This window comes from Streptomyces sp. NPDC051822 (assembly GCF_044452745.1).
Taxonomy (GTDB): domain Bacteria; phylum Actinomycetota; class Actinomycetes; order Streptomycetales; family Streptomycetaceae; genus Streptomyces.
In genome coordinates, this window is record NZ_JBITBZ010000002.1 from 188,077 (window position 1) to 212,790 (window position 24,714).

A 24,714-nucleotide genomic window follows, 5' to 3' on the forward strand; every position below is an offset into this window, starting at 1 on the left:
TCGGCGGACAACGCCATGAAGTCCGGTGGGCAAGCTTCTTGGCACACGGACCGAAACTCACTCCGACCGACGGGGGGCGCGAGATGAACGCACTGCACAGCACCACCTCAAGCGCAGTTGTCACGCGTCTCCACGACGTCGTACGGAGCACGGAGAAGTCCGGCGGTGTGAACGGGCGGGGGTGCGTTCGCAGCGTCGGGCGTCAGCGCAAGGCGCCTTACATGGTGGCCGTTGCTGACGGGGGAGCGGCGTACGGGGAGGTCACGGGGGAGCGCAACTGTTCGGAAGCCGAGTTCACGGCTTACGTCCAGGAGCGTCGTGCCTCCCTGTACGCCACCGCCTACCACCTCACCGGTGACCGTTTCGAGGCCGAGGACCTGCTGCAGAGCGCGCTGTTCTCCACGTACCGCGCCTGGGAGCGGATCAGCGACAAGGCCGCGGTCGGCGGATACCTCCGCCGCACCATGACCAACCTGCACATCAGCGCGTGGCGCCGGCGCAAGCTCAACGAGTACCCGACCGAGGAGCTGCCGGAGACGGTCGGCGAGACGGACGCGATGCGCGGCACGGAGCTGCGCGCGGTGCTGTGGCAGGCCCTGGCCCGGCTGCCCGAGCTCCAGCGGACCATGCTGGTGCTGCGCTACTACGAGGGCCGTACCGATCCGGAGATCGCGGAGATCCTGGACATCAGTGTCGGCACGGTGAAGTCGAGCATCTGGCGCTCGCTGCGACGCATGCGCGAGGACGAGGTGCTGAGCTTCGGCCGTGACGAGGAGGAGTCCTTCGGCGAGCTGGTGGCCTGAGGCCGGGGGGAGAACCTGCGGGCCCACGGGGGAAACGGGGCCGGTGGGGGACCGTACGGGGGTACGGGGGAAATGAGGCGGGTCGTAGGAGCCGGGGGGCTCGTACGACCCGCTTCGCGTTTCCGCCGCTTCGCGTTTCCGCCGGTCCGGCAGCCGTCGGTCCGTCAGTTCGTGGCCGGCGTGCGGTGGCGGCCCGCCGCCGCGGCGGCCAGCCGGCCCAGGGCCTCGGCCTTCGCGCAGGGGTGGGCGCCCAGTTCGGCCTGGCGGGCCACGATCGCCCGCTCGGCGCGCATCAGGCGCCAGCCGCGGCGCAGCAGGAACGGCACCGACTTGCGGCCCTCGCGGAGGTCGCGCGCGAGCCGGCGGCGGAACGTCGTCGAGGGCCGGCCCCGCAGACAGAGCGCGTCGGCGAGGACGTCGAGGTCACGGCAGCGCGAGACGATCTCCGCCGCGAAGATGCCCTCCGCGACGAAGAGCGGCGTCCGCTCGATGTCGAGCCGTTCCCGGTCCACCCGGGAGCTGGTGGAGATGTCGTACACGGGGACGTCGGTCCGACCCGTACGGCACAGCTCGACGATCGCGGCGACGGCGGCGTCCGCGTCCCAGGACCGTGGCGAGTCCCAGTCGATGTCCGTGCTGCCGTCGACGAGTGGGAGCGACGGATCGTCGTGCTCCTTGTAGAAGTCGTCGAGGCGCAGGACCGGAAGGCCGGTGACGGCGGCGAGGGACGACTTGCCGGAGCCGGAGGGGCCCGCGAGCAGGACGACACGGGTCGGTATCGGTAGGGAACTCACGGGACACCAGTGTGAACCATTCCCCCGTGCGGTGGACCCCCGAGGAAGGCCGTTGGTATCGAGCATCACACCTCAACTACTGTCGGTGTCCGCTCGATCACCCTCGGAAGGATCCTCATGGCGCGTCACGCAGATACCCGGACCCCCCGCCGCAGCGCCCTGCTCAAGGCAGGCCTCACCGTCACGGCGGCGGGCGCGGCGGTGCTCGGCGCAGGGGCCGGTGCGCAGGCGGCCGCGCCCGTGCCGCTGCCCGTCGACTCGCTGACCCGGACGGACGCCGCCGCGGCCGGCGCGGGCGCGCTGAGCGGCGTCACCCACGGCCTCGGCCCGCTGACCCGCCTTCAGCTGGACCCGCTGGCCAAGACCGGCGTCGACCCGCTCGACAACGGTCTCGGCACCCAGGTCGCCGACTTCAAGCCCGTCGGCACCAACCTGGTGACCGACCACCTCACGCAGGGCGGCGCGGTCGCGGACCTGCCGGTGGCGGGTCCGCTGACGCAGGGGCTGCTGCCGTAACGCGCGGCGGCGGGGCTCAGCCGCGGGCGCGGCGCAGCCAGCCCAGTGCCCTGCGGGGCTCGGGCAGCTTCGCCGGGACGTCGGGGTTCTCGCCGCCGCTGTGCGGCTGTACGTCCTTCAGACGCGCGCTCCAGGGGCCCTCGCCCATGGACACGTGGACAAGGAGCGGGCCCTCGGGCAGCGGCACGGTGTCCCGGCGTGGGCCGGCCTCGTTGATGGCGGAGCCTCCGGAGTTCGGAAGCGTGGTGGGGTCCGTGTGGCCCGCCAGCCTGTAGAGGTGGACGATGAAATTGCTGTCGCCGCGGTAGTGGAAGGCGGCGTCGGCCGTCCCTCCGGTGTGGAGCAGGATGTCCGGGCCCCAGCACTCCAGGCGGTCCTTCGTCAGACGCCGGGCCTCCGCCAGCGGCAGAATCCGCATCTCCCAGGAGCCGCTCGCCTGCAGCTTCAGGCGCAGACGCCCGTGTGCGGGGACGGAGGCGAGCACCCGGCCCCGGAACCCCTTCTCCCCGGTGTTGACGAGGGAGATCCCCGCGGTGTTGGAGTCGTCGAGGGGCCACAGGGCCTGGTGTCCTTCGCCCTTCAGCGTCAGTTCCACCATGACGGGGCCGGGCGGCAGATCCTTCTCGGTGATCACGTCGCTGTCCCGGCCGGTGACGGTGCGCGGCCTGAAGACGGGCCCGCACGCCCAGACCGACGGGTCGGGCCGCTGCCCGGGCGGGGGAGGCGTCGTCGGGGACGCCGGGGCGTGGGGGGTCTCCGGGGCCGACGCCCGGGCCTGCGCCCGCTCCGCGGCCAGGGCCCGGATCTGGTCCGGGGTCATGTCGAGGATCTGGTCCCGGGTCAGGCGCGTGGCCCGCGCGGGTGCCTGAGGCGGTGCCGGTGTCCGGGTTCGGGCCGGCGCCTCGGGGGCGGGCGGGCCCGGGACGGGGATCTCCTGCGGTTCCTCGCTCACGTCCACCCCGTGGTCCGCCGCCAGGCCGGTCAGCCCGTCGACGTACCCCTGGCCCACCGCGCGGAACTTCCAGCCGCCCGAGCGGCGGTACAGCTCCGCGAGGACCATCGCCGTCTCGTCGCCCGCGTCGGTCACCTCGTACGACACGACGGCCGTCCCGTCGGACCCCGACACCTCCACTGAGAGCCCGCGCGCGTCCCGCAGCGCGCCTTCCTCCGTCGACACGACGAGGAGGACACGGGTCACGGCCTCCTCGACGCCCGTGAGGTCGGCCTCCAGCCATACGGTGCCGTCCTCGCCCGGGGCGAGCCGTACCGCGCCCGACGCGTGGACGGGCGCACCGGGGAACACGATGTCGGCGTCCCCCCGGACCCTGCCCGTCTCCGTCACGAGCAGTGCCGCTACGTCCACCCCGCTTCGGACGGCGACGCGCAGCGCGGCCGTCGGGACGAAGGCGTTGTCTCCCTTGATCAATCCCCTCAGCATGACTGGATCATGCGTTCGGCCGCGGGCATGCGCAAGGCCCCCGGGTGCGGACACCCGGGGGCCTCGGCCGGTGGAGCCGGGCCGCTAGTACGCGGAGCCGCTCGCGCCCAGCGAACCCGTCGGGTGCCAGACCGTCTTCGTCTCCAGGAAGGCGGTCATGCGGTCCGTGCCCGGGGACTCGGTGAAGTCCTCGGTACGGGGGCGCAGGACGCGCTTCAGGTTGTCCGCCGCCGCGATCTCCAGGTCGCGCGCGAGGTCGCCCTCGGTCGCGCCCGTCAGGTCGATCGCGTTGACGTCCTGGTGGGCCGCCAGGTGCGGGGCCATCTCGGCGGCCTTGCCCGAGAGGATGTTCACCACGCCGCCCGGCAGGTCGGAGGTGGCCAGCACCTCGCCCAGGGAGAGAGCGGGGAGCGGGGACTTCTCGGAGGCGATGACGACGGCCGTGTTGCCCGTCGCGATCACCGGGGCGATCACCGAGATCAGGCCGAGGAAGGACGAGTCCTGCGGGGCCACGACCGTCACGACGCCCGTGGGCTCCGGCGTCGACAGGTTGAAGTACGGGCCCGCCACGGGGTTCGCGCCGCCCACGACCTGGGCGATCTTGTCCGTCCAGCCCGCGTACCAGACCCAGCGGTCGATGGCCGCCTCGACGACCTCGGCCGCCTTGTTCTTGGACAGGCCCTCCGCGTGCGCCACCTCGTGCACGAACTGGCCCTTGCGGCCCTCCAGCATCTCGGCGACGCGGTAGAGGATCTGGCCGCGGTTGTACGCGGTCGCGCCCGCCCAGCCGCCGAAGGCCTTGCGCGCGGCGACGACCGCGTCACGGGCGTCCTTGCGGGAGGAGAGGGGCGCGTTGGCCAGCCACTTGCCCTTGGAGTCCGTCACCTCGTACACCCGGCCGCTCTCGGAGCGGGGGAACTTGCCCCCGACGTACAGCTTGTAGGTCTTGAAGACGCTCAGACGCTGCTCGGACTTCTCAGACATCGAGGTAGGCCTCCAGACCGTGGCGACCGCCCTCGCGGCCGAAGCCCGACTCCTTGTAGCCGCCGAAGGGCGAGGTCGGGTCGAACTTGTTGAACGTGTTGGCCCAGACGACACCCGCGCGGAGCTTGCCGGCGACCGCGAGGATGCGGGAGCCCTTCTCCGTCCAGATGCCGGCGGACAGGCCGTACTGACTGTTGTTGGCCTTGGCGACGGCCTCGTCGGGCGTACGGAAGGTCAGCACCGACAGGACGGGGCCGAAGATCTCGTCGCGGGCCACCGTGTGCGCCTGCGTGACGTTCGTGAAGAGCGTCGGGGCGAACCAGTAACCGGCGGACGGGATCTCGCAGGCCGCGGTCCAGCGCTCGGCGCCCTCCGCCTCGCCCTGCTCGACCAGCGTGGTGATGCGGGCCAGCTGCTCGGAGGAGTTGATGGCGCCGATGTCGGTGTTCTTGTCCAGCGGGTCGCCCAGCCGGAGGGTGTTCAGACGGCGCTTGAGCGAGTCGAGCAGCTCGTCCTGGACCGACTCCTGGACGAGGAGGCGCGAGCCCGCGCAGCAGACCTGGCCCTGGTTGAAGAAGATGCCGTTGACGATTCCCTCGACGGCCTGGTCGATGGGGGCGTCGTCGAAGACGATGTTGGCGCCCTTGCCGCCCAGCTCCAGGGTGACCTTCTTGTCGGTGCCGGCGACGGAGCGCGCGATGGCCTTGCCGACGGCGGTCGAACCGGTGAAGGCGACCTTGTTCACGTCCGGGTGCTCGACGAGGGCGGCGCCGGTGTCCCCGTAGCCGGGAAGGATGTTGACGACGCCCTTCGGCAGCCCGGCCTGGCGGCAGATGTCCGCGAAGAACAGGGCGGAGAGCGGGGTCGTCTCGGCCGGCTTCAGGACGACCGTGTTGCCGGTCGCGAGGGCCGGGGCGATCTTCCACGCGAGCATGAGCAGCGGGAAGTTCCACGGGATGACCTGGCCGGCCACGCCGAGCGGGCGCGGGTTCGCGCCGTAGCCCGCGTGGTCGAGCTTGTCGGCCCAGCCCGCGTAGTAGAAGAAGTGCGCGGCGACCAGCGGGAGGTCCGCGTCGCGGGTCTCCTTGATCGGCTTGCCGTTGTCCAGGGTCTCCAGGACGGCCAGCTCGCGGCTGCGCTCCTGGATGATCCGGGCGATGCGGAAGAGGTACTTGGCGCGCTCGGAGCCGGGCAGCGCCGACCACTTCTCGAACGCCCTGCGGGCCGCCTTCACCGCGCGGTCCACGTCCTCGGCGCCCGCCTGGGCGATCTCGGACAGGACCTCCTCCGTGGAGGGGGAGACGGTCTTGAAGACCTTGCCGTCGGCCGCCTCGACGAACTCGCCGTCGATGAACAGGCCGTAGGAGGGGGCGATGTCGACGACGGACCGGGACTCGGGGGCCGGTGCGTACTCGAATGCAGATGCCATGTTGATCAGTCCACCGTCACGTAATCGGGGCCGGAGTAACGGCCGGTAGCCAGCTTCTGGCGCTGCATCAGCAGGTCGTTGAGCAGGCTGGAGGCGCCGAAGCGGAACCAGTGGTTGTCCAGCCAGTCCTCGCCCACGGTCTCGTTCACGAGGACCAGGAACTTGATCGCTTCCTTGGTGTTGCGGATGCCGCCGGCCGGCTTCACGCCGATCTGCACGCCGGTCTGGGCGCGGAAGTCGCGCACGGCCTCCAGCATGAGGAGCGTGTTCGCCGGGGTGGCGTTGACCGCGACCTTGCCGGTCGAGGTCTTGATGAAGTCCGCGCCGGCCATCATGCCGAGCCACGAGGCGCGACGGATGTTGTCGTACGTGGACAGCTCGCCGGTCTCGAAGATCACCTTGAGGCGCGCGCGGTCGCCGCACTCCGCCTTGATCGCGGTGATCTGTTCGAAGACCTCCAGGTAGCGGCCGGAGAGGAAGGCGCCACGGTCGATGACCATGTCGATCTCGTCGGCACCTGCGGCGATGGCGTCCGCGGTGTCGGCGAGCTTCACGGGGAGCGCGGCGCGGCCGGCCGGGAAGGCGGTGGCGACCGAGGCGACCTTGACGCCGGAGCCCGCGAGGGTGGCCTTGGCGGTGGCGACCATGTCGGGATAGACGCAGACGGCGGCGGTCGTCGGTGTCGTGCGGTCGGTCGGATCGGGTCGGACGGCCTTGGCGGCGAGCGCCCGGACCTTGCCCGGGGTGTCCGCGCCTTCGAGCGTCGTCAGGTCGATCATGGAGATGGCCAGGTCGATGGCGTACGCCTTGGACGTGGTCTTGATCGAGCGGGTGCCGAGGGACGCGGCGCGCGCCTCCAGGCCGACGGCGTCGACGCCGGGCAGCCCGTGGAGGAAACGGCGCAGCGCACTGTCGGACGCGGTCACGTCGGCGAATGCGAGAGCTGCGGGTGCAGTGGTGGGCATGGTCACCAGTCGAGCATATCTACGCGCGTAGCGACCTGTACAGGGGAGCGGGTCGCACGAGCCCGACGTCACAGGCGCCCGAGCCCGAGGCCACAGGCCGGCGAGCCCGAGGCCACAGGCCCCCGAGCGGCCGGTGACCCTGTCACGCGGCCGTGACATGGAGCGGACAAGTCCCGAATGGACGGTCAATAGATTTCTTCTTGCAGCCAGCCAGACCTCACCGGAACCAAGTCGGACCGAGAAAAAGCGGCATGCGACTCACATCGACCATCGACCTGAATCACAGGAGTCGTTATGCGCACCGCCCTTCGCACCGCCATCGCCACCGCCCTCGTCGCGGGTGTCGCGATCACCACCCCGGCCTTCGCCGCCGGAGCCGCCTTCGCGGCCGACGGCCCGGTGGCCGTCGCCACGACCGAGGCGAAGCCGGCCGACGCCGAGCCCGCGGACGCGAAGGGCGGAAACAGCGAGTCCACCGACGCGAAGGGCGAGCAGGACGGCACCTTCGTCAGGAACCAGATCCTGCCGAACGGCGCCATCGCCAAGATCATCCGGCTCGGCGACAGCCACCACCGCGCCGAGATCACCAAGCAGGGCCAGCGCGTCGGCACCCTGGAGGCCGACGGCCACCCGGTCGCCGGCAACGACGACGGCACCTTCCTCGTCCTCTTCGAGACCGGCCTCACCTCCACCTGGCAGGGCAACTACCTCCCGGGCGCCCGCCCCGGTGTGTACGAGCTCGCGAACGGCACCCGCGTGGAGCTCGTGGTGAAGCTCGGCCGCTGGACCCTCCAGACCGCCGAGAGCGGCGCCGAGCCGCGCGTCCTCACCACCCTGAACGGCACCCGCAAGGTCGTGCAGTACGGCAAGGCCGTCCTCGTCGTCGAGCCCGACGGCGGACTCGCCGCCTACATCAACGGCAGCATGCGGCAGGCAGCCCCGCGGCTCGTCCCGGCCGAGACCCCCGCGCCCGTCCCCGCGCCGACCACCGGCCCCGTCGTCACCATCGGCGAGTGCACCGTCCGGCAGGACATCCCCTCCGTCTTCGGGCTGCTCACCGTGACGCTCACCAACGACCTGGAGAAGGGCCCGAAGGCCGTCCTCAAGGACGAGAAGGGCAAGGCCATCGTCACGGTCGACCGCGCGAACCCGCGCGACAGGGGCATGGGCCTCACGATCAAGGACGCGGGCACCACCACGCCGCAGCTCGGGCAGCGCACGCAGGGCGGCGACACGCCGTACCGCTGGACCGCCTTCCCGAAGCTCCCCAAGGGTTGCGAGAAGACCCCCGGGGCGACCACCCCGGAGCCGTCGGCCACCACCCCGGCCCCCGCGGGCAACACCGGCACCAGCCCGAACAACGCCGGGCAGACCTCCGTCGTCCCGAAGGGCGGGGTCGCGGCCGGCGCCGAGACCGGCGCCGGGGGCGACAGCACCGCGCTGATCGCGGCCGGTGCCGGTGCCGCCTCGCTCGCCGCCGCGGGCCTCGGCTTCGTCGTCCTGCGCCGCCGGGCCGCGGGCCGCGTCTGACCCGGCCGACGGGCGGAAACGCCGGTCAACAGAAGCGCCGGTCGCCTGACGGTGCTCGCCGGTCGCCGGTCGCCGGTCGCCGGTCGCCTGACGGCGGTCGCCGGGCGCCCCACGCCGGTTCGCCCGTCGCTCTTCCCCCGTCGTCGACACCTTCCGGCCCGGCTCCCGAGGCCGGGCCCGACTCCCCGCCCCTTGACCCGAGCGGGAGTGCACCTCACCCCACCCCAGGCCGGTCGCCGCGTCCCGCGCGGTGGCCGGCCACACCCCGTCCGTCCGGAGCCCCGCCGTGAACCGCCGCCGTACCCGAGCCCGTACCGTCCCCGCCCTCTCCCTGGCCGCCCTGGTCGCCCTCGCCGCGCTCTCCGGCTGCTCGGCCGGCGCCGAGCCCGCGCCCGTCACCCCGCCCGCGCGGATCTCCGAGGCCACCGCCGCGCCCACCCCGGCCGCGAGCGCCGCGCCCGTCCGGCCGCTGGCACGGTCGCTGCCCGTCCGGGTGCGGCTGCCCGCCGCCGGGGTCGACACCGGGGCCGCCGGGCCCGTCCTTCGGCTGGGGCTCGCCGCCGACGGCACCGTCGAGGTGCCCTCCGTCGCCGACGCCGAACGGATCGGCTGGTACGACAAGGGCGTCACGCCCGGCGAGACAGGACCCGCCGTCCTCATCGGACACTTCGACACCGAGCGCGGCCCCGCCGTCCTGAAGAACGTCTCCCGCGTCCGGACCGGCGACGAGATCACCGTGACCCGCGCCGACGGCACCCTCGCCGTCTTCCGCGTCCGGGAGCTGGAGCAGGTCGACAAGGACACCTTCCCGACGGCCAAGGTGTACGGCGACACCGAGCGCCCGGAACTGCGCGTCATCACCTGCGGCGGCGAGCTGGTCGACGGCCACCGCCCCGACAACATCATCCTGTACGCGGATCTCGTGGCCACGCGGGCGGCCGCCTGAGCCCCCGTCGGCCCGCTGAGGCACAATCGGCGGCATGACGACCCCCGAGCCGACCCCCGAGCCCAGCCACGAGCCGAGCCGCGAGTCGACCCCCGAGCAGCCGTCCACGGGCCCCGCGAAGCCGTCCGCCGACGGAGGGCCGGCACAGCCCTTCGCCGACCGTGCCTACCGGTCGCCGCTCGGGATCGCCGGCGGAGTGTTCCTGCTGGTCCTCGCGCTCCTGTTCGCCGGTGACGTGCTGGTGCGCGGCGAGGGCCGGTCGCCGTGGCTCGCGCTCGCGGGTCTCGTCCTCGCCGTCCCGCTGATCGTCGCCTTCACCATCCGGCCCGTCGTGTACGCCAACGACGACCGGCTCCGGGTCCGCAACCCGTTCCGGTCGATCACGCTGCCCTGGTCGAAGGTCGCCGACGTCCGCGCCGGCTACTCCAGCGAGGTGATCACCCAGGACGGCACCAAGTACCAGCTGTGGGCCGTCCCCGTCTCGCTGCGCCAGCGCAAGAAGGCGGCCCGCGTCGCCGCCCGCGCCTCCCAGGACGGTCCGCGCGGCCGTACCCCGGTGGCGGGCGGGCACGGCGGCGGCTCGCGGGCGGCGTCGGGCGACCAGACCGTCGCCGAACTGCGCGAACTCGCCGAGCGCCGCGCCGGGACGCCTGGCGCGGCGGGCGAGGTGCGGGTGCGCTGGGCGTACGAGATCGTCGGCCCCGCGCTGGCCGGACTGCTGCTCCTGGTGGTCCTCATGGCGACGGGCTGATCCCGACGACCCCGCGGGGGAGAACGCCGGAGGGCCGGTACGGGGACGAATCCCGTACCGGCCCTCCGAGGCGGTCCCGCCGTCACAGGCCGGCGGCCGCCGAGAGGTCACGCTTGATCGCGACGAGCAGTTCCGAGGCCTTCGCGCGGGCCGGGGCGAGGTCGACCGCCGCGGCGACCGGGACCACGACCTCCAGGTAGCACTTCAGCTTCGGCTCGGTGCCGCTCGGGCGGACGATCACCCGGGCCTTGTACGCGCCCTCCAGGTGGTAGCGCAGTCCGTCCGTGGGGGGCAGCGACTCCGTCCCCTTCGTCAGGTCCTCCGCGGAGACGACCGTCAGACCGGCCAGCGACACCGGCGGGCGCTCGCGCAGCGCGGCCATCGCGTTCGCGATGACGCTCAGGTCCTCGACGCGCACCGACAGCTGGTCGGTGGCGTGCAGCCCGTGCTCCACCGCCAGGTCGTCGAGCAGGTCGGTCAGCGTCCGGCCCTGCTCCTTGAGCACCGAGGCCAGCTCGGTGACGAGCAGTGCCGCCGTGATGCCGTCCTTGTCGCGGACGCCCTCCGGGTCGACGCAGTAGCCGAGCGCCTCCTCGTAGCCGTAGCGCAGGCCCTCGACGCGGGCGATCCACTTGAAGCCCGTCAGGGTCTCCTCGTAGCCGAGGCCCGCGGCGTCGGCGATCCGGCCGAGCAGCGAGGACGACACGATCGACTCGGCGAAGACGCCGGTGGCGCCCTTGTACACCAGGTGCGCGGCGAGCAGCGCGCCCACCTCGTCGCCGCGGAGCATCCGCCAGCCGCCCGTGACCGCCGGGTCCGGCACGGCCACCGCGCAGCGGTCGGCGTCCGGGTCGTTGGCGATGACCAGGTCGGGGTCCACGGCGCGGGCAGCCTCGAAGGCGAGGTCCATGGCCCCCGGCTCCTCCGGGTTGGGGAAGGCGACCGTGGGGAAGGCCGGGTCCGGCTCGGCCTGGGCGGCGACGAGCGCGGGCGGCGGGAAACCGGCCCGGCCGAACGCGGCCGTCAGGACGTCCTTGCCGACGCCGTGCATGGCCGTGTAGACGGTCCTGGCGGTGCGGGGGGACCCGGGGGTCAGGACGGCGTCCGTACGCTCCAGATAGGCGTCCAGGACCTCGTCGCCGAGGGTCCGCCAGCCGTCCTCGGGACGCGGGACGTCGTCGAGTGAGCGGATGGCGTCGATCTCGGCGGCGATCTCCGCGTCGGCGGGCGGCACGATCTGCGAGCCGTCGCCCAGGTAGACCTTGTAGCCGTTGTCGCGCGGCGGGTTGTGACTCGCGGTCACCTCGACGCCCGCGACGGCTCCCAGATGCCTTATGGCGTACGCCAGGACGGGCGTCGGCAGCGGGCGGGGGAGCAGCGCGGCGCGCAGCCCCGCGCCGGTCATCACGGCGGCGGTGTCACGGGCGAAGTCGGCGGACTTGTAGCGGGCGTCGTAGCCGATGACGACGAGGCCGCCCTCCTCGCCCTTCGCCCTGAGGTACGCGGCGAGGCCGGCGGCGGCCCGGATGACGACCGAACGGTTCATCCGCATCGGCCCGGCGCCCAGCTCGCCGCGGAGCCCGGCGGTGCCGAACTGGAGGGTGCCGGCGAAACGGTCGGCGAGCGCGTCGGTGTCACCGGCCTTGATCAGCTCGGCGAGCTCCTCGCGGGTCTCGCTGTCGGGGTCCTCGGCGAGCCAGGCCTTGGCCCGGGTGAGGAGGTCGTCCTGGGTCACGGTGTGCCTTTCGGGGTGCGGGAGGGTGGGGTGCGGGGCGGTTGGCCGCTGCGCGGAGCCTTTCCCCACCCCGCCCCTTCCCGAACCGGGGGCTCCGCCCCCGGACCCCCGCGCCTCAAACGCCGGCGGGGCTGGAATTCGGCGGCAGCCTCAGCCCGCCGGCGTGTGAGGGCACGGCCGCAGGCCGTACGGAGTCTGGGGGCTTGCCCCCAAGTTTCGGGAAGGGGCGGGGTGGGGGAGCGGCCCCGCGCAGCGGCCGACCGTCGTCAGATCCGGTCGAGGACGCGGGTCAGCAGCTCGCCCATCCGCGCCGCCGAGTCGCGCCCCGCCTGCAGGACCTCCTCGTGGTTCAGCGGCTCGCCCGAGAGCCCCGCCGCCAGGTTCGTCACCAGGGAGATGCCGAGGACCTCCGCGCCGGCCTCACGTGCGGCGATGGCCTCCAGGACGGTGGACATGCCGACGAGGTCGCCGCCGAGCACGCGGACCATGTTGATCTCGGCCGGGGTCTCGTAGTGCGGGCCGGGGAACTGCACGTAGACGCCCTCTTCGAGGGTCTCGTCGACCTCCTTGCACAGCGCGCGCAGCCGCGGCGAGTACAGGTCGGTGAGGTCCACGAAGTTCGCGCCGACGATCGGCGAGGCGGCCGTCAGGTTGAGGTGGTCGCTGATGAGGACCGGCTGGCCGGGGCGCATGCCCTCGCGCAGGCCGCCGCAGCCGTTGGTGAGGATGACCGTCTCGCAGCCGGCGGCGACCGCGGTGCGGACGCCGTGGGCGACGGACGCGACGCCGCGGCCCTCGTAGAAGTGGGTGCGGCCGAGGAAGACGAGCGCGCGCTTCTCGCCGATCTTGTACGAGCGGATCTTGCCGCCGTGGCCCTCGACGGCGGGCGGCGGGAAGCCGGGCAGGTCGGTGACGGGGAACTCGGCCTCGGGCGCGCCGAGCGCGTCGACGGCGGGCGCCCAGCCCGAGCCCATGACCAGGACGACGTCGTGCTTCTCGACTCCGGTCAGCTCGCGAAGACGGGCGGCAGCGGCCTCGGCGGCCTCGTACGGGGTGGCAGTTGCGTTCACTGACTCTCTCGCCTCGGGGAGGGTGGGTCCGAGGTGGGCCCCGGACGGATTTGGTACGCGCAGCAGCGTAGCCGGAGATTGCCTACGCGCGTAGATGACGATGCCGACGGACATGCGATCGTTGTCTTGTCGTTTCCGACAAAAGGCGCACAGGTGCCCCCGTCCCCGCCCCTGGGGTGTTCGTACACCCTCAGCAGGGGCGCTTGCGCAACTCCATCACGTAGTCGTGCGGCGCGCCCGCCGACTCGGCCGCGTCGGCGACCTCGCCGAGGTACCGCGCCGACGGGAGTCCGCCCTCGTACCCGTTGAGCACGTACACCCAGGCGGCCTCCTCGCCGTCCAGGGTGTGCACCCGCACCCGCATCCGGCGGTAGATGTCGAGGCCGACGCCCTCCCAGCGGTCCATCGAGTCCTCGTCCATCGGAGCGATGTCGTACAGCGCCACGAAGACCTGTGAGCGGGGGGCCTCCACGATGGTGGCCAGCGCCCCCTCCCAGCCCATCTGCTCGCCGCCGAAGGTCAGCCGCCAGCCGTTCAGCCAGCCGGTGCCGCGCAGCGGGGAGTGCGGTGCGCGGCGGCTCATCAGCCGCGCGTCGAGGTTGCCGGCGAAAGCGGCGTAGAGCGACATGGGACCGAGGGTACGGGAGGGGGCGGGGTGTCCGCCGAACTCCGAGGTGGGGAGCATGGGGTACCCGGACCGCCGGGGGTACGGCCCCCGGCGTGAGACCACGCCGGGCGTGCGGGAGAATGGGGTACGCACTTTGAAGCGTGCGGGACAATGGCGTACGCACTGCACCCCAGCGGGGGGACCCCCCGGCAGAACGAGACGCGAGGCGTAGATCCCAGTGACCCGGATCGTGATCATCGGCGGCGGACCCGGCGGATACGAGGCGGCCCTGGTGGGCGCCCAACTCGGCGCGGAGGTGACCGTCGTCGACTGCGACGGCCTCGGCGGCGCGTCCGTCCTGACCGACTGCGTGCCCTCCAAGACCCTGATCGCCACCGCCGAGGTGATGACCACCTTCGACTCCTCCTACGAGGAGCTCGGCATCATCGTCGCGGACGACACCCCGCACGTGGAGCAGGCCGCCCGCGTCGTCGGCGTCGACCTCGGCAAGGTCAACCGACGGGTGAAGCGCCTCGCGCTCGCCCAGTCGCACGACATCACCGCCTCCGTCACCCGGGCGGGCGCCCGCGTCCTCCGCGGTCGCGGCCGGCTCTCCGGCCGGCAGGCGATGGACGGGTCCCGCCAGGTGGTCGTCACCGCCGCCGACGGCACCGAGGAGACGCTGACCGCCGACGCCGTGCTGATCGCGACCGGCGCCCACCCGCGCGAGGTGCCCGACGCCAAGCCGGACGGCGAGCGCATCCTGAACTGGACCCAGGTCTACGACCTCAAGGAGCTCCCCGAGGAGCTCATCGTGGTCGGTTCCGGCGTCACCGGCGCCGAGTTCGCCGGCGCCTACCAGGCGCTCGGCTCCCGGGTCACCCTGGTGTCCAGCCGCGACCGGGTGCTCCCCGGCGAGGACCCGGACGCCGCCGCCGTCCTCGAGGACGTCTTCCGCCGCCGCGGCATGAACGTCATGGCCCGCTCCCGTGCCGAGTCCGCCAAGCGGGTCGGCGACCGGGTCGAGGTCACCCTCGCCGACGGCCGGGTCATCTCCGGCACGCACTGCCTGATGGCGGTCGGCGCGATCCCGAACTCGGCCGGAATGGGCCTGGAGGAGGCGGGGATCAAGCTGAAGGACTCCGGTCACATCTGGACCGACCGGGTCTCCCGCACCAGCGCCCCCGGCGTGTACGCGGCCGGTGACGTCACCGGTGTCTTCGCGCTCGCCTCGGTGGCCGCCATGCAGGGCCGTATCGCGATGTACCACTTCCTCGGCGACGCGGTGGCCCCGCTCAACCTGAAGACGGTCTCCTCGAACGTCTTCACCGACCCCGAGATCGCCACCGTCGGCTACACCCAGGCCGACGTGGACGCCGGCAAGATCGACGCCAAGGTCGTCAAGCTGCCGCTGCTGCGCAACCCGCGCGCGAAGATGCAGGGCATCCGGGACGGCTTCGTCAAGATCTTCTGCCGCCCCGGCACCGGCATCGTGGTCGGCGGCTGTGTCGTCGCCCCGAAGGCGAGCGAACTGATTCACCCGATCTCGATCGCGGTCGACAACAATCTGACGGTCGAACAGATCGCAAATGCTTTCACCGTGTACCCCTCCCTGTCGGGTTCGATCGCGGAAGTGGCACGGCAGTTGCACACCCGGAAGTCGGCGGGCGAGGTCTAGCCGGACGCCCGGCACCCGTCCCCGCCTGCGGGAACGGTTCGCCGACTCGGACAACCCCCGGCAAGCCCGGGCATAGCCCAGGCGCCGGACGATCAACGGCGGGGTCCTCCATACCACTTGGAGACCCCGCCCATGCGCATATTCAGCAATTCGGCGCATAGTGCTGAAAACTATCGGCCAGTCACGTTACTGTCAGTTTCGTGTTCGCTGCAGAACGTCGCCAGTTGATCCTCGAAATGGTGCGAGCCAATGGGGCCGTGTCGCTCCGCGAGCTCGCCCGCGTCGTCCAGACCTCGGAAGTGACCGTACGGAGAGACGTACGGGCACTGGAGGCAGAAGGACTCCTCGACCGCCGCCACGGCGGTGCGGTGTTGCCGGGCGGATTCACGCGAGAATCCGGCTTCCCGCAGAAATCCCATCTCGCGACCGCGGAGAAGACGGCCATCGCCGACGTCGCCGCGAGCCTCGTCGAAGAAGGCGAGGCCATCGTCGTCGGCGCCGGGACGACCACGCAGGAGCTGGCCCGCCGGCTCGCCCGCGTGCCCGGTCTGACCGTGGTCACCAACTCCCTGCTCGTCGCCCAGGCCCTCGCCCACGCCAACAGGGTCGAGGTCGTCATGACCGGCGGCACCCTGCGCGGCTCCAACTACGCCCTGGTGGGCAGCGGGGCGGAGCAGTCGCTCCAGGGCCTCCGGGTCTCCCGCGCCTTCCTCTCCGGGAGCGGACTGACCGCCGAGCGCGGCCTGTCCACGTCCAACATGCTCTCCGCGAGCGTGGACCGGGCGCTCGTCCAGGCGGCGGCGGAGGTCGTGGTCCTCGCCGACCACACCAAGCTCGGCGCCGACACCATGTTCCAGACGGTGCCCACGGACGTCATCACCCGCCTGGTCACCGACGAGCCGCCCGCCCATGACGACCGGGCCGCCACCGAGCTCCAGGCCCTCGCAGACCAGGGTGTACAGATCGCCGTGGCGGGCACGGGCGCGGGGCCCGGCGCGGCCGGCGGTGAGCAGCACCCCCCGGGCGTCCGGCCCCGCCGTGACATGCCGCTCCCCGTCCAGCGCGGGCGGATGGCGGCGGGTCAGTTCCGGGGGCCGGGCGGGGGGATGGCCGCGGAGACGCTGGAGCGCACGGCACGCGTCGCGGACATGCGCCGCCGCTGAGGGGTGCGAGGGACCTTCCCCCAAAGGTCCCGGGCCGCCGGCCTGTACGCCAGGGACGACATCAGCCCCTGATTCCCCGGCCCTTGATCCCTGGCCGTTGAGTCCTCGGCTCCTGACTCCTCAGTGCTTGATTCCACGGAGCGTCAGCGCCAGCAGGCGGTCCGCCAACTCCGGATCGTCCGGACGCTGTTCCGCCGCCAGCGCGATCGCGTTGGTCAGCTGCATCAGGTCGCCGATCGACACGTCGGCGCGCACCTGGCCCGCCTCACGGGCGCGCCCGAGCAGCCGCTCACCGGCCGCCCGCAGCGGCTCGCTGCATCCGGCGAGCGCCGAACTCCGGTCGTACGAGGCCGACATCAGCGCGTGCGCGAGCCCCCGGTACTCGCCCGCGTGGGCGATCAGGGCCCGCAGCCACTCCACGAGAGCCCGGCACGGCTCCTCGGCCCCGGCCAGCTCCGCCGAGCGGCGAAGGAGCGCCGTCAGGGCCTCCTGGAAGACGGCGTTGAGCAGCTCGGCCCGGGTGGGGAAGTGGCGGTAGAGGGTGCCGATCCCGACGCCCGCGCGGCGCGCGATCTCCTCCAGGGAGGCGTCGGCGCCCTGTTCGGCAAAGGTGGCGCGGGCTTCGATGAGCAGTCGCTCGTGGTTGCGGCGTGCGTCGGCTCGCATGGCGTGGGAAACACCCTCCCCTCGGCGAAGGGCCCGCAGGCGGCTGCCTGCGGGCCCTTCGTACCGTACTCGGTGCGGCGGTCAGTCCTTGATGTCGCAGATGACGGCGCCGGAGGTGACGGACGCGCCGACCTCGGCGGTCAGGCCCTTGACGGTGCCGGAGCGGTGCGCGTTGAGCGGCTGCTCCATCTTCATGGCCTCCAGGACGACGATGAGGTCGCCCTCCTTGACCTCCTGGCCCTCCTCGACCGCGATCTTCACGATCGTGCCCTGCATCGGGGAGGCGAGGGCGTCGCCGGAGGCGGCAGGACCGGACTTCTTCGCGGCGCGGCGCTTCGGCTTGGCGCCGGCGGCGAGACCGGTGCGGGCCAGGGTCATGCCGAGGGAGGACGGCAGGGAGACCTCGAGGCGCTTGCCGCCGACCTCGACGACGATCGTCTCGCGGCCCGACTCGTCCTCGTCCGTGTCCGCGCCGGCCGGGGCGAAGGGCTTGATCTCGTTGACGAACTCGGTCTCGATCCACCGGGTGTGGACCCGGAAGGGGTCCGCGGTGAACGCCGGGTCGACGACGACGGCCTGGTGGAACGGGATGGCGGTGGCCATGCCGTCCACCTTGAACTCCGCGAGGGCGCGGGCGGCGCGCTGGAGGGCCTGTTCGCGGGTGGCGCCGGTGACGATCAGCTTGGCGAGGAGCGAGTCCCACGCCGGGCCGATGACGCTGCCGGACTCGACGCCCGCGTCCAGGCGGACGCCGGGGCCGGTCGGCGGCTGGAAGAGGGTGACGGTGCCGGGGGCCGGGAGGAAGCCGCGGCCCGGGTCCTCGCCGTTGATACGGAACTCGAAGGAGTGACCGCGCACGGCGGGGTCGCCGTAACCCAGTTCCTCGCCGTCGGCGATGCGGAACATCTCGCGGACCAGGTCGATGCCGGTGACCTCTTCGGTGACCGGGTGCTCGACCTGGAGGCGGGTGTTGACCTCCAGGAAGGAGATCGTGCCGTCGGTGCCGACGAGGAACTCGACCGTGCCGGCGCCGACGTAGCCGGCCTCCTTCAGGATCGCCTTCGACGCGGCGTACAGCTCGGCGTTCTGCTCGGGGGTGAGGAACGGCGCCGGGGCCTCCTCGACCAGCTTCTGGTGGCGGCGCTGGAGCGAGCAGTCACGGGTCGAGACGACGACGACGTTGCCGTGGGTGTCGGCCAGGCACTGGGTCTCGACGTGGCGGGGCTTGTCGAGGTAGCGCTCGACGAAGCACTCGCCCCGGCCGAAGGCCGCGACGGCCTCGCGGACGGCGGAGTCGTACAGCTCCGGGACCTCTTCGAGGGTGCGGGCGACCTTGAGGCCGCGTCCGCCGCCACCGAAGGCGGCCTTGATCGCGATCGGCAGCCCGTGCTCCTGCGCGAAGGCGACGACCTCGTCGGCGCCCGAGACCGGGTCGGGGGTGCCCGCGACGAGCGGGGCGCCGGCGCGCTGGGCGATGTGACGGGCCGCGACCTTGTCGCCCAGGTCGCGGATCGCCTGCGGCGGCGGGCCGATCCACGTCAGACCGGCGTCGAGCACGGCCTGCGCGAACTCCGCGTTCTCCGACAGGAAGCCGTAACCGGGGTGGATCGCGTCGGCCCCGGAGTCCTTGGCCGCCTGCAGCACCTTCGCCATGTCCAGATAACTGGTCGCCGGAGTGTCACCGCCCAGAGCGAACGCCTCGTCGGCGGCCCGGACATGCAGAGCGTCCCGGTCCGGCTCGGCGTACACGGCCACGCTGCCGATACCCGCGTCCCGGCACGCCCGGGCCACACGGACAGCGATTTCGCCACGGTTGGCGATGAGCACCTTGCGCACGATGGCTCCCTCCTTGAAACAAGCTGAGTTTAGGGACTGCCGACACGGCCTTTCGACCCGTCCCCAGTGGTGAGCTTGCCCACACGGAGCGTGACCCCGGGCCCGCTCGGGTCGTGAATTCCCTTGTCGCACCACGGTACGCAGGGTTCCTTTACGGCACAGTAGCTCCGAGGTGTGGCGCAGGTCTCTGTTCGCACGGCCAGTGGCCATTCGGGTTTCTTTGTCGAGTCCCTACGAATGGGCCAATGATTCTTTGCCGCGCTGTGCGCCTCCGCCGGTCGTGCTCGCACTCTTGTCCAGGGGTTTACCGGCCAGTAGCCTTCGCGCTGTCGATCGTACTGTCGGTAACAGTCCAATCCAGGGGGTGGCCGAGGTGGCCCGCAGACCGATAGCCCTCGTGACGGCGGCGGTGCTGTTCCTCGAAGCGCCCGGCATCGTCGCGATCAACGCCGTGATGGCCCGGTTCGTGAAGGTCCAGACGATGTCCCTGGACGGCATGGACCCCGACGCGATGTACACCGGCACCTGGGCGCTCGGCATCGGCTCCGGGATCGCCCTCGCCCTCTGCGGCCTGGTCGCCCTCCTGGCGGGTATCCGCGACCGCCGCCCCGGCCGGGCCGCCCGGGGCCTGCTCGTCGGCTGTGCCGTCGTGCACGGGATCCTCGCCGCGGTGGCGGTGGGCCTGCTCGGCTGGCCCGCGTTCACCTTCCTGGTGGTCGTCCTCGGCCTGGTCGTGCTCACCCTCGTGGCGTACGGCAAGGAAGCCCCCGGCACGGACGCGGCAGCCGGGGCCCCCACGGCAGGCGAAGAGGCCCCGGCGGCCGCGTGACCCGCGAGGGTCTCAGACCCAGAGGTCCGTGATCCGTACGTCCAGCTTCGCGAGGAGCCTGCGCAGCAGCGGCAGCGACAGGCCGATCACGTTGCCCGGGTCGCCGTCGATGCCGTCGATGAACGGCGCCGAGCGCCCGTCGAGCGTGAACGCGCCCGCCACGTGCAGCGGTTCGCCGCTCGCCACGTACGCCGCGATCTCCTCGTCCGTCGGCTCGCCGAAGCGGACCACGGTGGAGGCCGTCGCCGACTCGAAGCGCTTGGCGGCCGTGTCGTACACGCAGTGACCGGTCTGGAGGATGCCGACCCGGCCGCGCATCGCCTTCCAGCGGGCGGTGGCCTCCTCGGCGTCGGCCGGCTTGCCGAGGGCCTGCTTGTCGAGTTCGAGCACCGAGTCGCAGCCGATGACCAGGGCCCCGAACACCTCCGGCCGGGCGGCCACATGGGCGGCCTTCGCCTCGGCGAGGGCGAGCGCGAGCTCGGCCGGGGTCGGGGCGTGGACCTTGTCCTCGTCGACCCCGCTCACGATCACCTCGGGGGCGAGACCGGCCTGCCGGAGCAGACCCAGCCGGGCGGGGGAGGCGGAGGCGAGCACGACACGGCGCGGATCAGCAGTCATGGGGGCAGCGTAGCCAGTACGGACACCTGACGGCGCCTCAGGGACTCCCGTTCGGATCATGCCGGCCGATCCGAACGACGGTTCCTAGCGCGCGCCGACCACGACCATCGCCACGACCATCGCGAGCGCCAGCAGCACGCCGGTGCGGCGGAGCATCGCCTGCATGTCGCGCAGGAACTTCGGCGGCTGGTTCTTCGGGTCGGACCACAGCATGCCTCCGATCCTGCGGCCGGGACGGGCGGGGCGCCTGAGTACGGATACTCAGGCGCCCCGGTGCCGAAGGACTATTCGCGGAGGAACGCCCCGTCCCGTGCCGCCGCGAGCGCCGCCGTGACCGCCCGTTCCGTGACGGCCCCGGTGAGCTCCTCGTGGGTGATCGTGAAGCGGTAGTAGAGCGGTGCGGAGACGGCCCGGAGCAGTTCGACCGGGTCGGTCCCCGCGGGGACCTCGCCGCGCGCCGCCGCCCTGGTGACGACGGGGGCCCATTCGGCGAGCCGGGTCCGGTAGAAGGCGGCGAGCGCGCGGGCGCACTCCTCGTCGCAGGCCGCCGCGGCGATGACCGCGCGGAAGACGGCGCCCATCCGGGGGTCGGTGAGGGTGTCCCGTACGAGTTCGGCGTTGGCCCGCAGGTCGCCCGGCAGGCCGCCGGTGTCGGCGGCGGGCAGGGACTGCTCGGCCATGTCGTGCAGGAGGTCGGTGACCAGGCCGACGGGGGAGCCCCAGCGGCGGTACACGGTGGTCTTGCCGACGCCGGCGCTCGCGGCGATCCGGTCCATGTTCAGGGCGTGGAAGCCGGTGTCGGCGAGGGCGTCCTGCGTGGCGTCGAGGACCGCTCGGCGGACCTTCGCGGTGCGGCCGCCGGGACGGAGGGTGCCGGGAATGGCCGCGCTGTCGTGCGGGACCGGCTGGCTCTCGGTCAAACGGGTCTCCTGTTCCATTAAGTCCATCGACTCTGCTACCGTACGGGACATCTTAACGGAACCAGTCTCCCATTAAGGGGTCGAACGCCATGGTTGCCCTGGATCTCCCCAAGCCCGTGGAACACGTGGAACCCGTGGGCCGGGCCCACGACCGCATGACCGGCCGGATGCGCCTCGTCCTCGTCGTCCTCCTCGTCGCCCAGTTCATGCTCGCCGTTGACTTCTCGATCCTGAACGTCGCCCTCCCCGTCATCGGCCAGGGCCTCGGCTTCTCCCTCGGCGGCCTCCAGTGGATCGCCACCGCCTTCGCCCTCGCCGCCGCCGGCTTCACCCTCCTCTTCGGGCGCGTCGCCGACCTCGTCGGACGCCGCCGCCTCTTCCTCGGCGGCATGGCCCTCCTCGGCGTCTCCTCCCTCGTCGGCGGCCTCGCCACCGGCCCCGAGACGCTGATGGCCGCCCGCGTCGCCCAGGGCCTCGCCACCGCCGCCGTCACCCCCGCCGGGCTCTCCCTGCTCACGTCCTCCTTCCCCGAGGGCCCGCTGCGCGCCCGCGCGCTCGGCCTCAACGGCGCCCTGATGTCCGCCGGCTTCACCACCGGCGCGATCCTCGGCGGCGTCCTCACCGACCTGCTCTCCTGGCGCTGGGCCTTCCTCGTCAACGTGCCGGTGGTCCTCGCCGTCCTCCTCGTCGCCCCCGTCGTCCTGAAGGAGAGCCGCCCCGCCGTCCGGCCCCGCCTCGACGTCCCCGGCGCGATCACCGTCACCGCGGGACTCCTCGCCCTCGTCTACGGACTGACCACCGAGCCCCTCGCCCTGGTCGTCGGCGTCGCCCTGCTCGTCGCCTTCTGGTTCGTCGAGCGGAGTTCCACCTCGCCCCTCGTGCCCGTACGGATCCTCGGGCGCCGCACCGTCGTCTGGGGCAACCTCGCCGGACTCGTCGCCTTCGCGACCGAGACCTCGCTCGTGTTCCTGATGACGCTCTACCTCCAGGACGTCCTGGGCTTCTCCCCGCTCGCCGCCGGGCTGTCCTTCGGTGTCCTCGGCGCCGGCACGGTCATCGGCGGAGTGTTCGCCTCCCGCTTCATCGGCCGGTTCGGCGCCCGTACCGCGCTCGTCGCCGGCGGACTCCTCCAGGCCGTCGCGACCCTCGCCCTCTACGGACTCGGCGACGACCGGGGCGGCCTCGCGCTCCTGCTCGCCGCGACCTTCGCGGGCGGCGTCGGCAACATGCTCGCGATCGTCGGCTTCATGGTCACCGCCACCTCCGGCATCCCCGACCACGAGCAGGGCACGGCGACCGGACTCGCGACCATGACCCAGCAGATCGGCATCACCATGGGCACCCCGGTCATGAGCGCCGTCGTCGTCACCTCGCCCGTGCTCCTCGACGGCATCGGCCTCGCGGTCCTCGTCAACGCGGCGGTCGTCGCCGCCGGAGCCGTCCTGGCCGGCGTCTTCCTGCGCCGTACGTGACCGGGACGCGCGAAAGGCCGGACCCTCCCGACGGGTCCGGCCTCTCACCGTGCGCCGACTGCGACGACTACACGGGCCAGTACGACCTGGCCCAGGCCCGGGGGCCCGGACGGGGCCGTACCGACCGCGCGATACGCGAGGGATCCGACCAGCCCTCCGGTACCGCCGGGCCGCCGCTCCCGGCGGACGCCGCCGCCGTGGCCGCGGCCCGCGCCTGAACCACCGCCACTGCGGCGGCCAACTCCTCCGGGGTCGGGTTTCCTCGTACGACCTTGATCACAGCGACTCCTTCGAGGTCCTGGAGGTGGATTTAGAGCGGGATGTTGCCGTGCTTCTTCGGAGGCAGGGATTCCCGCTTCGTGCGCAGCTGACGCAGCCCCTTCACGATCTGGGGGCGGGTGTCCGACGGAAGGATCACGCCGTCGATGTAGCCGCGCTCAGCCGCCGTGTACGGGTTGAGCAGGGTGTCCTCGTACTCCTGGATCAGCCGCGCCCGCTCGGCGTCCTGGTCCTCCGCGGCGGCGATCGTCCGCCGGTGCAGGATGTTGACCGCGCCCTGCGCGCCCATGACGGCGATCTGCGCGGTCGGCCAGGCCAGGTTCAGGTCGGCGCCCAGGTGCTTGGAGCCCATGACGTCGTACGCGCCGCCGAACGCCTTGCGGGTGATGACCGTGATCAGCGGGACGGTGGCCTCGGCGTAGGCGTAGATCAGCTTCGCGCCGCGCCGGATGATGCCGCCGTACTCCTGGTCCACGCCCGGCAGGAAGCCCGGCACGTCCACGAAGGTGAGGACCGGGATGTTGAACGCGTCGCAGGTCCGCACGAACCGCGCGGCCTTCTCGGACGCGTCGATGTCCAGGCAGCCGGCGAACTGCATCGGCTGGTTGGCGACCACGCCGACGGGGAAGCCCTCGACGCGGCCGAAGCCGGTGAGGATGTTCGGCGCGAACAGCGCCTGCGTCTCCAGGAACTCGCCGTCGTCCAGGACGTGCTCGATGACCTTGTGCATGTCGTACGGCTGGTTCGCCGAGTCCGGGATCAGCGTGTCCAGCTCCAGGTCCTCGTCCGACACCTCGGTCTCGGCGACCTCGGGGAAGGTCGGCGGCTCGGAGAGGTTGTTCGACGGGAGGTAGGACAGCAGGGACTTCACGTACTCGATGGCGTCCTTCTCGTCACCCGCCATGTGGTGCGCCACGCCCGAGGTCGAGTTGTGCGTCCGGGCGCCGCCCAGCTCCTCGAAGCCCACGTCCTCGCCGGTCACCGTCTTGATGACGTCGGGACCGGTGATGAACATGTGCGAGGTCTGGTCCACCATCACCGTGAAGTCGGTGATCGCGGGCGAGTACACCGCGCCGCCCGCGCACGGGCCGACGACCAGGGAGATCTGCGGGATCACCCCGGAGGCGTGGACGTTGCGGCGGAAGATCTCGCCGTACATGCCGAGCGCGCTCACGCCCTCCTGGATGCGGGCGCCACCGGAGTCGTTGATGCCGACGACCGGGCAGCCCGTCTTCAGGGCGAAGTCCATCACCTTGATGATCTTCTGACCGTACGTCTCGCCGAGCGCGCCGCCGAAGACCGTGAAGTCCTGCGAGAAGACGGCGACCGGGCGTCCGTCGACCGTGCCGTAGCCGGTGACGACACCGTCTCCGTAGGGGCGGTTCTTCTCCAGGCCGAAGTTGGTCGACCGGTGCCGGGCCAGCTCGTCGAGCTCGACGAAGGAGCCCTCGTCCAGGAGCAGGGCGATCCGCTCGCGCGCGGTCAGCTTGCCCTTCGCGTGCTGCTTCTCCACCGCACGCTCCGAGCCGGCGTGGGTGGCCTCGTCGATACGGCGCCTGAGGTCCGCGATCTTGCCTGCGGTCGTGTGAATGTCGATCTCGTACTGCTCTGCCGGCTCGGACATCGGGATGCGGCTCCCTGCCTGGTCACGGGGGGTTCGTTGACTACGAATGGGCTACTACTGA

24 protein-coding genes are annotated in these 24,714 nt (G+C 72.2%); 9 read left to right on the forward strand and 15 right to left on the reverse strand.

Going from position 1 to position 24,714, the window contains the following annotated elements; all coding sequences use genetic code 11:
• Positions 1-83 precede the first annotated feature (83 nt).
• Positions 84-803 carry a SigE family RNA polymerase sigma factor gene (locus ACIA8N_RS06645; protein ID WP_359211264.1) on the forward strand — a complete coding sequence of 240 codons (720 nt, stop codon included), beginning with the start codon at positions 84-86 and terminating at the stop codon, positions 801-803.
• Positions 804-967: 164 nt separating this feature from the next.
• Here the strand turns inward: ACIA8N_RS06645 and ACIA8N_RS06650 are convergent, their stop codons facing one another.
• Complete coding sequence (locus ACIA8N_RS06650) at positions 968-1,663, reverse strand: ATP-binding protein (RefSeq protein WP_365784698.1); 696 nt, start codon at positions 1,661-1,663, stop codon at positions 968-970.
• 51 nt (positions 1,664-1,714) lie between these two features.
• On the opposite strand from ACIA8N_RS06650, the gene ACIA8N_RS06655 reads away from it, so the two are divergent.
• Complete coding sequence (locus ACIA8N_RS06655; protein ID WP_030223903.1) at positions 1,715-2,113, forward strand: hypothetical protein; 399 nt, start codon at positions 1,715-1,717, stop codon at positions 2,111-2,113.
• Positions 2,114-2,129: 16 nt separating this feature from the next.
• On the opposite strand, the gene ACIA8N_RS06660 is transcribed toward ACIA8N_RS06655, so the two are convergent.
• The 4 genes from ACIA8N_RS06660 to deoC all read right to left on the reverse strand — a co-directional run bounded on the left by ACIA8N_RS06660 (position 2,130) and on the right by deoC (position 6,929).
• Positions 2,130-3,551, reverse strand: coding sequence for a TerD family protein (locus tag ACIA8N_RS06660; RefSeq protein WP_365784696.1), 1,422 nt, complete (start codon positions 3,549-3,551; stop codon positions 2,130-2,132).
• Positions 3,552-3,635: 84 nt separating this feature from the next.
• Positions 3,636-4,535, reverse strand: a complete 900-nt coding sequence (locus ACIA8N_RS06665) for an aldehyde dehydrogenase family protein (RefSeq protein ID WP_365784694.1) — start codon at positions 4,533-4,535, stop codon at positions 3,636-3,638.
• A complete protein-coding gene (locus ACIA8N_RS06670) occupies positions 4,528-5,964 on the reverse strand; it encodes an aldehyde dehydrogenase family protein (protein ID WP_365784692.1) in 1,437 nt (478 codons plus the stop codon). Before ACIA8N_RS06670 ends, ACIA8N_RS06665 begins: the two co-directional genes overlap by 8 nt.
• Positions 5,965-5,969: 5 nt before the next feature.
• Positions 5,970-6,929 (reverse strand): deoxyribose-phosphate aldolase, encoded by a 960-nt coding sequence (deoC, locus tag ACIA8N_RS06675; protein WP_365784690.1) that lies wholly within the window; start codon positions 6,927-6,929, stop codon positions 5,970-5,972.
• A 294-nt stretch (positions 6,930-7,223) separates the two neighbouring features.
• Between deoC and ACIA8N_RS06680 the strand changes: the two genes are divergently transcribed.
• The 3 genes from ACIA8N_RS06680 to ACIA8N_RS06690 all read left to right on the forward strand — a co-directional run bounded on the left by ACIA8N_RS06680 (position 7,224) and on the right by ACIA8N_RS06690 (position 10,156).
• Complete coding sequence (locus tag ACIA8N_RS06680; protein WP_365784688.1) at positions 7,224-8,459, forward strand: hypothetical protein; 1,236 nt, start codon at positions 7,224-7,226, stop codon at positions 8,457-8,459.
• 286 nt (positions 8,460-8,745) lie between these two features.
• Positions 8,746-9,405 (forward strand): class F sortase, encoded by a 660-nt coding sequence (locus ACIA8N_RS06685; protein ID WP_365784686.1) that lies wholly within the window; start codon positions 8,746-8,748, stop codon positions 9,403-9,405.
• Between the two features lie 34 nt (positions 9,406-9,439).
• Positions 9,440-10,156 (forward strand): PH domain-containing protein, encoded by a 717-nt coding sequence (locus ACIA8N_RS06690; protein WP_365784684.1) that lies wholly within the window; start codon positions 9,440-9,442, stop codon positions 10,154-10,156.
• Between the two features lie 82 nt (positions 10,157-10,238).
• Here ACIA8N_RS06690 and ACIA8N_RS06695 read toward each other — a convergent pair whose 3' ends face one another.
• The 3 genes from ACIA8N_RS06695 to ACIA8N_RS06705 all read right to left on the reverse strand — a co-directional run bounded on the left by ACIA8N_RS06695 (position 10,239) and on the right by ACIA8N_RS06705 (position 13,589).
• Positions 10,239-11,891, reverse strand: a complete 1,653-nt coding sequence (locus tag ACIA8N_RS06695) for a phospho-sugar mutase (RefSeq protein ID WP_365784682.1) — start codon at positions 11,889-11,891, stop codon at positions 10,239-10,241.
• A 266-nt stretch (positions 11,892-12,157) separates the two neighbouring features.
• Positions 12,158-12,961: a purine-nucleoside phosphorylase gene (locus ACIA8N_RS06700; RefSeq protein WP_030223766.1), complete on the reverse strand. Its 804-nt coding sequence runs from the start codon at positions 12,959-12,961 to the stop codon at positions 12,158-12,160.
• 190 nt (positions 12,962-13,151) lie between these two features.
• Complete coding sequence (locus ACIA8N_RS06705) at positions 13,152-13,589, reverse strand: gamma-glutamylcyclotransferase (protein WP_030223764.1); 438 nt, start codon at positions 13,587-13,589, stop codon at positions 13,152-13,154.
• A gap of 217 nt (positions 13,590-13,806) precedes the next feature.
• Between ACIA8N_RS06705 and ACIA8N_RS06710 the strand changes: the two genes are divergently transcribed.
• Both ACIA8N_RS06710 and ACIA8N_RS06715 read left to right on the forward strand, forming a co-directional pair.
• Positions 13,807-15,246: an NAD(P)H-quinone dehydrogenase gene (locus ACIA8N_RS06710; RefSeq protein WP_359215839.1), complete on the forward strand. Its 1,440-nt coding sequence runs from the start codon at positions 13,807-13,809 to the stop codon at positions 15,244-15,246.
• A gap of 236 nt (positions 15,247-15,482) precedes the next feature.
• Positions 15,483-16,409 carry a DeoR/GlpR family DNA-binding transcription regulator gene (locus ACIA8N_RS06715; RefSeq protein WP_030223760.1) on the forward strand — a complete coding sequence of 309 codons (927 nt, stop codon included), beginning with the start codon at positions 15,483-15,485 and terminating at the stop codon, positions 16,407-16,409.
• 120 nt (positions 16,410-16,529) lie between these two features.
• Here ACIA8N_RS06715 and ACIA8N_RS06720 read toward each other — a convergent pair whose 3' ends face one another.
• A complete protein-coding gene (locus tag ACIA8N_RS06720) occupies positions 16,530-17,075 on the reverse strand; it encodes a TetR family transcriptional regulator (RefSeq protein ID WP_365787625.1) in 546 nt (181 codons plus the stop codon).
• 81 nt (positions 17,076-17,156) lie between these two features.
• Positions 17,157-18,911 (reverse strand): biotin carboxylase N-terminal domain-containing protein, encoded by a 1,755-nt coding sequence (locus ACIA8N_RS06725; RefSeq protein ID WP_365787623.1) that lies wholly within the window; start codon positions 18,909-18,911, stop codon positions 17,157-17,159.
• Between the two features lie 373 nt (positions 18,912-19,284).
• Here ACIA8N_RS06725 and ACIA8N_RS06730 point away from each other — a divergent pair, with 373 nt between their 5' ends.
• Positions 19,285-19,740 (forward strand): hypothetical protein, encoded by a 456-nt coding sequence (locus ACIA8N_RS06730; RefSeq protein WP_365787621.1) that lies wholly within the window; start codon positions 19,285-19,287, stop codon positions 19,738-19,740.
• 12 nt (positions 19,741-19,752) lie between these two features.
• Here ACIA8N_RS06730 and ACIA8N_RS06735 read toward each other — a convergent pair whose 3' ends face one another.
• The 3 genes from ACIA8N_RS06735 to ACIA8N_RS06745 form a co-directional block, all read right to left on the reverse strand.
• Entirely contained in the window at positions 19,753-20,358 is a 606-nt protein-coding gene (locus tag ACIA8N_RS06735; RefSeq protein WP_030548923.1) for a nucleoside triphosphate pyrophosphatase, read from the reverse strand.
• An 84-nt stretch (positions 20,359-20,442) separates the two neighbouring features.
• Positions 20,443-20,571 (reverse strand): morphogenic membrane protein MmpB, encoded by a 129-nt coding sequence (gene mmpB / locus ACIA8N_RS06740; RefSeq protein ID WP_281181607.1) that lies wholly within the window; start codon positions 20,569-20,571, stop codon positions 20,443-20,445.
• Positions 20,572-20,642: 71 nt separating this feature from the next.
• Positions 20,643-21,296, reverse strand: coding sequence for a TetR/AcrR family transcriptional regulator (locus ACIA8N_RS06745; RefSeq protein ID WP_365787618.1), 654 nt, complete (start codon positions 21,294-21,296; stop codon positions 20,643-20,645).
• Positions 21,297-21,367: 71 nt separating this feature from the next.
• Between ACIA8N_RS06745 and ACIA8N_RS06750 the strand changes: the two genes are divergently transcribed.
• Entirely contained in the window at positions 21,368-22,750 is a 1,383-nt protein-coding gene (locus tag ACIA8N_RS06750; RefSeq protein WP_399415838.1) for an MFS transporter, read from the forward strand.
• A gap of 67 nt (positions 22,751-22,817) precedes the next feature.
• Here the strand turns inward: ACIA8N_RS06750 and ACIA8N_RS06755 are convergent, their stop codons facing one another.
• Both ACIA8N_RS06755 and ACIA8N_RS06760 read right to left on the reverse strand, forming a co-directional pair.
• Positions 22,818-23,030, reverse strand: coding sequence for an acyl-CoA carboxylase subunit epsilon (locus tag ACIA8N_RS06755; protein WP_365787616.1), 213 nt, complete (start codon positions 23,028-23,030; stop codon positions 22,818-22,820).
• A 30-nt stretch (positions 23,031-23,060) separates the two neighbouring features.
• Positions 23,061-24,653 carry an acyl-CoA carboxylase subunit beta gene (locus ACIA8N_RS06760; protein WP_365787614.1) on the reverse strand — a complete coding sequence of 531 codons (1,593 nt, stop codon included), beginning with the start codon at positions 24,651-24,653 and terminating at the stop codon, positions 23,061-23,063.
• Positions 24,654-24,714 lie beyond the last annotated feature (61 nt).

What these genes read in the sequence shown, in the direction of transcription:
- ACIA8N_RS06645 (WP_359211264.1), top strand. Translation starts at nt 84, where the DNA reads ATGAACGCACTGCACAGCACCACCTCAAGCGCAGTTGTCACGCGTCTC.
- ACIA8N_RS06650 (WP_365784698.1), bottom strand. Translation starts at nt 1,663, where the DNA reads ATGCTCGATACCAACGGCCTTCCTCGGGGGTCCACCGCACGGGGGAAT.
- ACIA8N_RS06655 (WP_030223903.1), top strand. Translation starts at nt 1,715, where the DNA reads ATGGCGCGTCACGCAGATACCCGGACCCCCCGCCGCAGCGCCCTGCTC.
- ACIA8N_RS06660 (WP_365784696.1), bottom strand. Translation starts at nt 3,551, where the DNA reads ATGCTGAGGGGATTGATCAAGGGAGACAACGCCTTCGTCCCGACGGCC.
- ACIA8N_RS06665 (WP_365784694.1), bottom strand. Translation starts at nt 4,535, where the DNA reads ATGTCTGAGAAGTCCGAGCAGCGTCTGAGCGTCTTCAAGACCTACAAG.
- ACIA8N_RS06670 (WP_365784692.1), bottom strand. Translation starts at nt 5,964, where the DNA reads ATGGCATCTGCATTCGAGTACGCACCGGCCCCCGAGTCCCGGTCCGTC.
- deoC (WP_365784690.1), bottom strand. Translation starts at nt 6,929, where the DNA reads ATGCCCACCACTGCACCCGCAGCTCTCGCATTCGCCGACGTGACCGCG.
- ACIA8N_RS06680 (WP_365784688.1), top strand. Translation starts at nt 7,224, where the DNA reads ATGCGCACCGCCCTTCGCACCGCCATCGCCACCGCCCTCGTCGCGGGT.
- ACIA8N_RS06690 (WP_365784684.1), top strand. Translation starts at nt 9,440, where the DNA reads ATGACGACCCCCGAGCCGACCCCCGAGCCCAGCCACGAGCCGAGCCGC.
- ACIA8N_RS06705 (WP_030223764.1), bottom strand. Translation starts at nt 13,589, where the DNA reads ATGTCGCTCTACGCCGCTTTCGCCGGCAACCTCGACGCGCGGCTGATG.
- ACIA8N_RS06715 (WP_030223760.1), top strand. Translation starts at nt 15,483, where the DNA reads ATGGTGCGAGCCAATGGGGCCGTGTCGCTCCGCGAGCTCGCCCGCGTC.
- ACIA8N_RS06720 (WP_365787625.1), bottom strand. Translation starts at nt 17,075, where the DNA reads ATGCGAGCCGACGCACGCCGCAACCACGAGCGACTGCTCATCGAAGCC.
- ACIA8N_RS06735 (WP_030548923.1), bottom strand. Translation starts at nt 20,358, where the DNA reads ATGACTGCTGATCCGCGCCGTGTCGTGCTCGCCTCCGCCTCCCCCGCC.
- mmpB (WP_281181607.1), bottom strand. Translation starts at nt 20,571, where the DNA reads ATGCTGTGGTCCGACCCGAAGAACCAGCCGCCGAAGTTCCTGCGCGAC.
- ACIA8N_RS06745 (WP_365787618.1), bottom strand. Translation starts at nt 21,296, where the DNA reads ATGGAACAGGAGACCCGTTTGACCGAGAGCCAGCCGGTCCCGCACGAC.
- ACIA8N_RS06750 (WP_399415838.1), top strand. Translation starts at nt 21,368, where the DNA reads ATGGTTGCCCTGGATCTCCCCAAGCCCGTGGAACACGTGGAACCCGTG.
- ACIA8N_RS06760 (WP_365787614.1), bottom strand. Translation starts at nt 24,653, where the DNA reads ATGTCCGAGCCGGCAGAGCAGTACGAGATCGACATTCACACGACCGCA.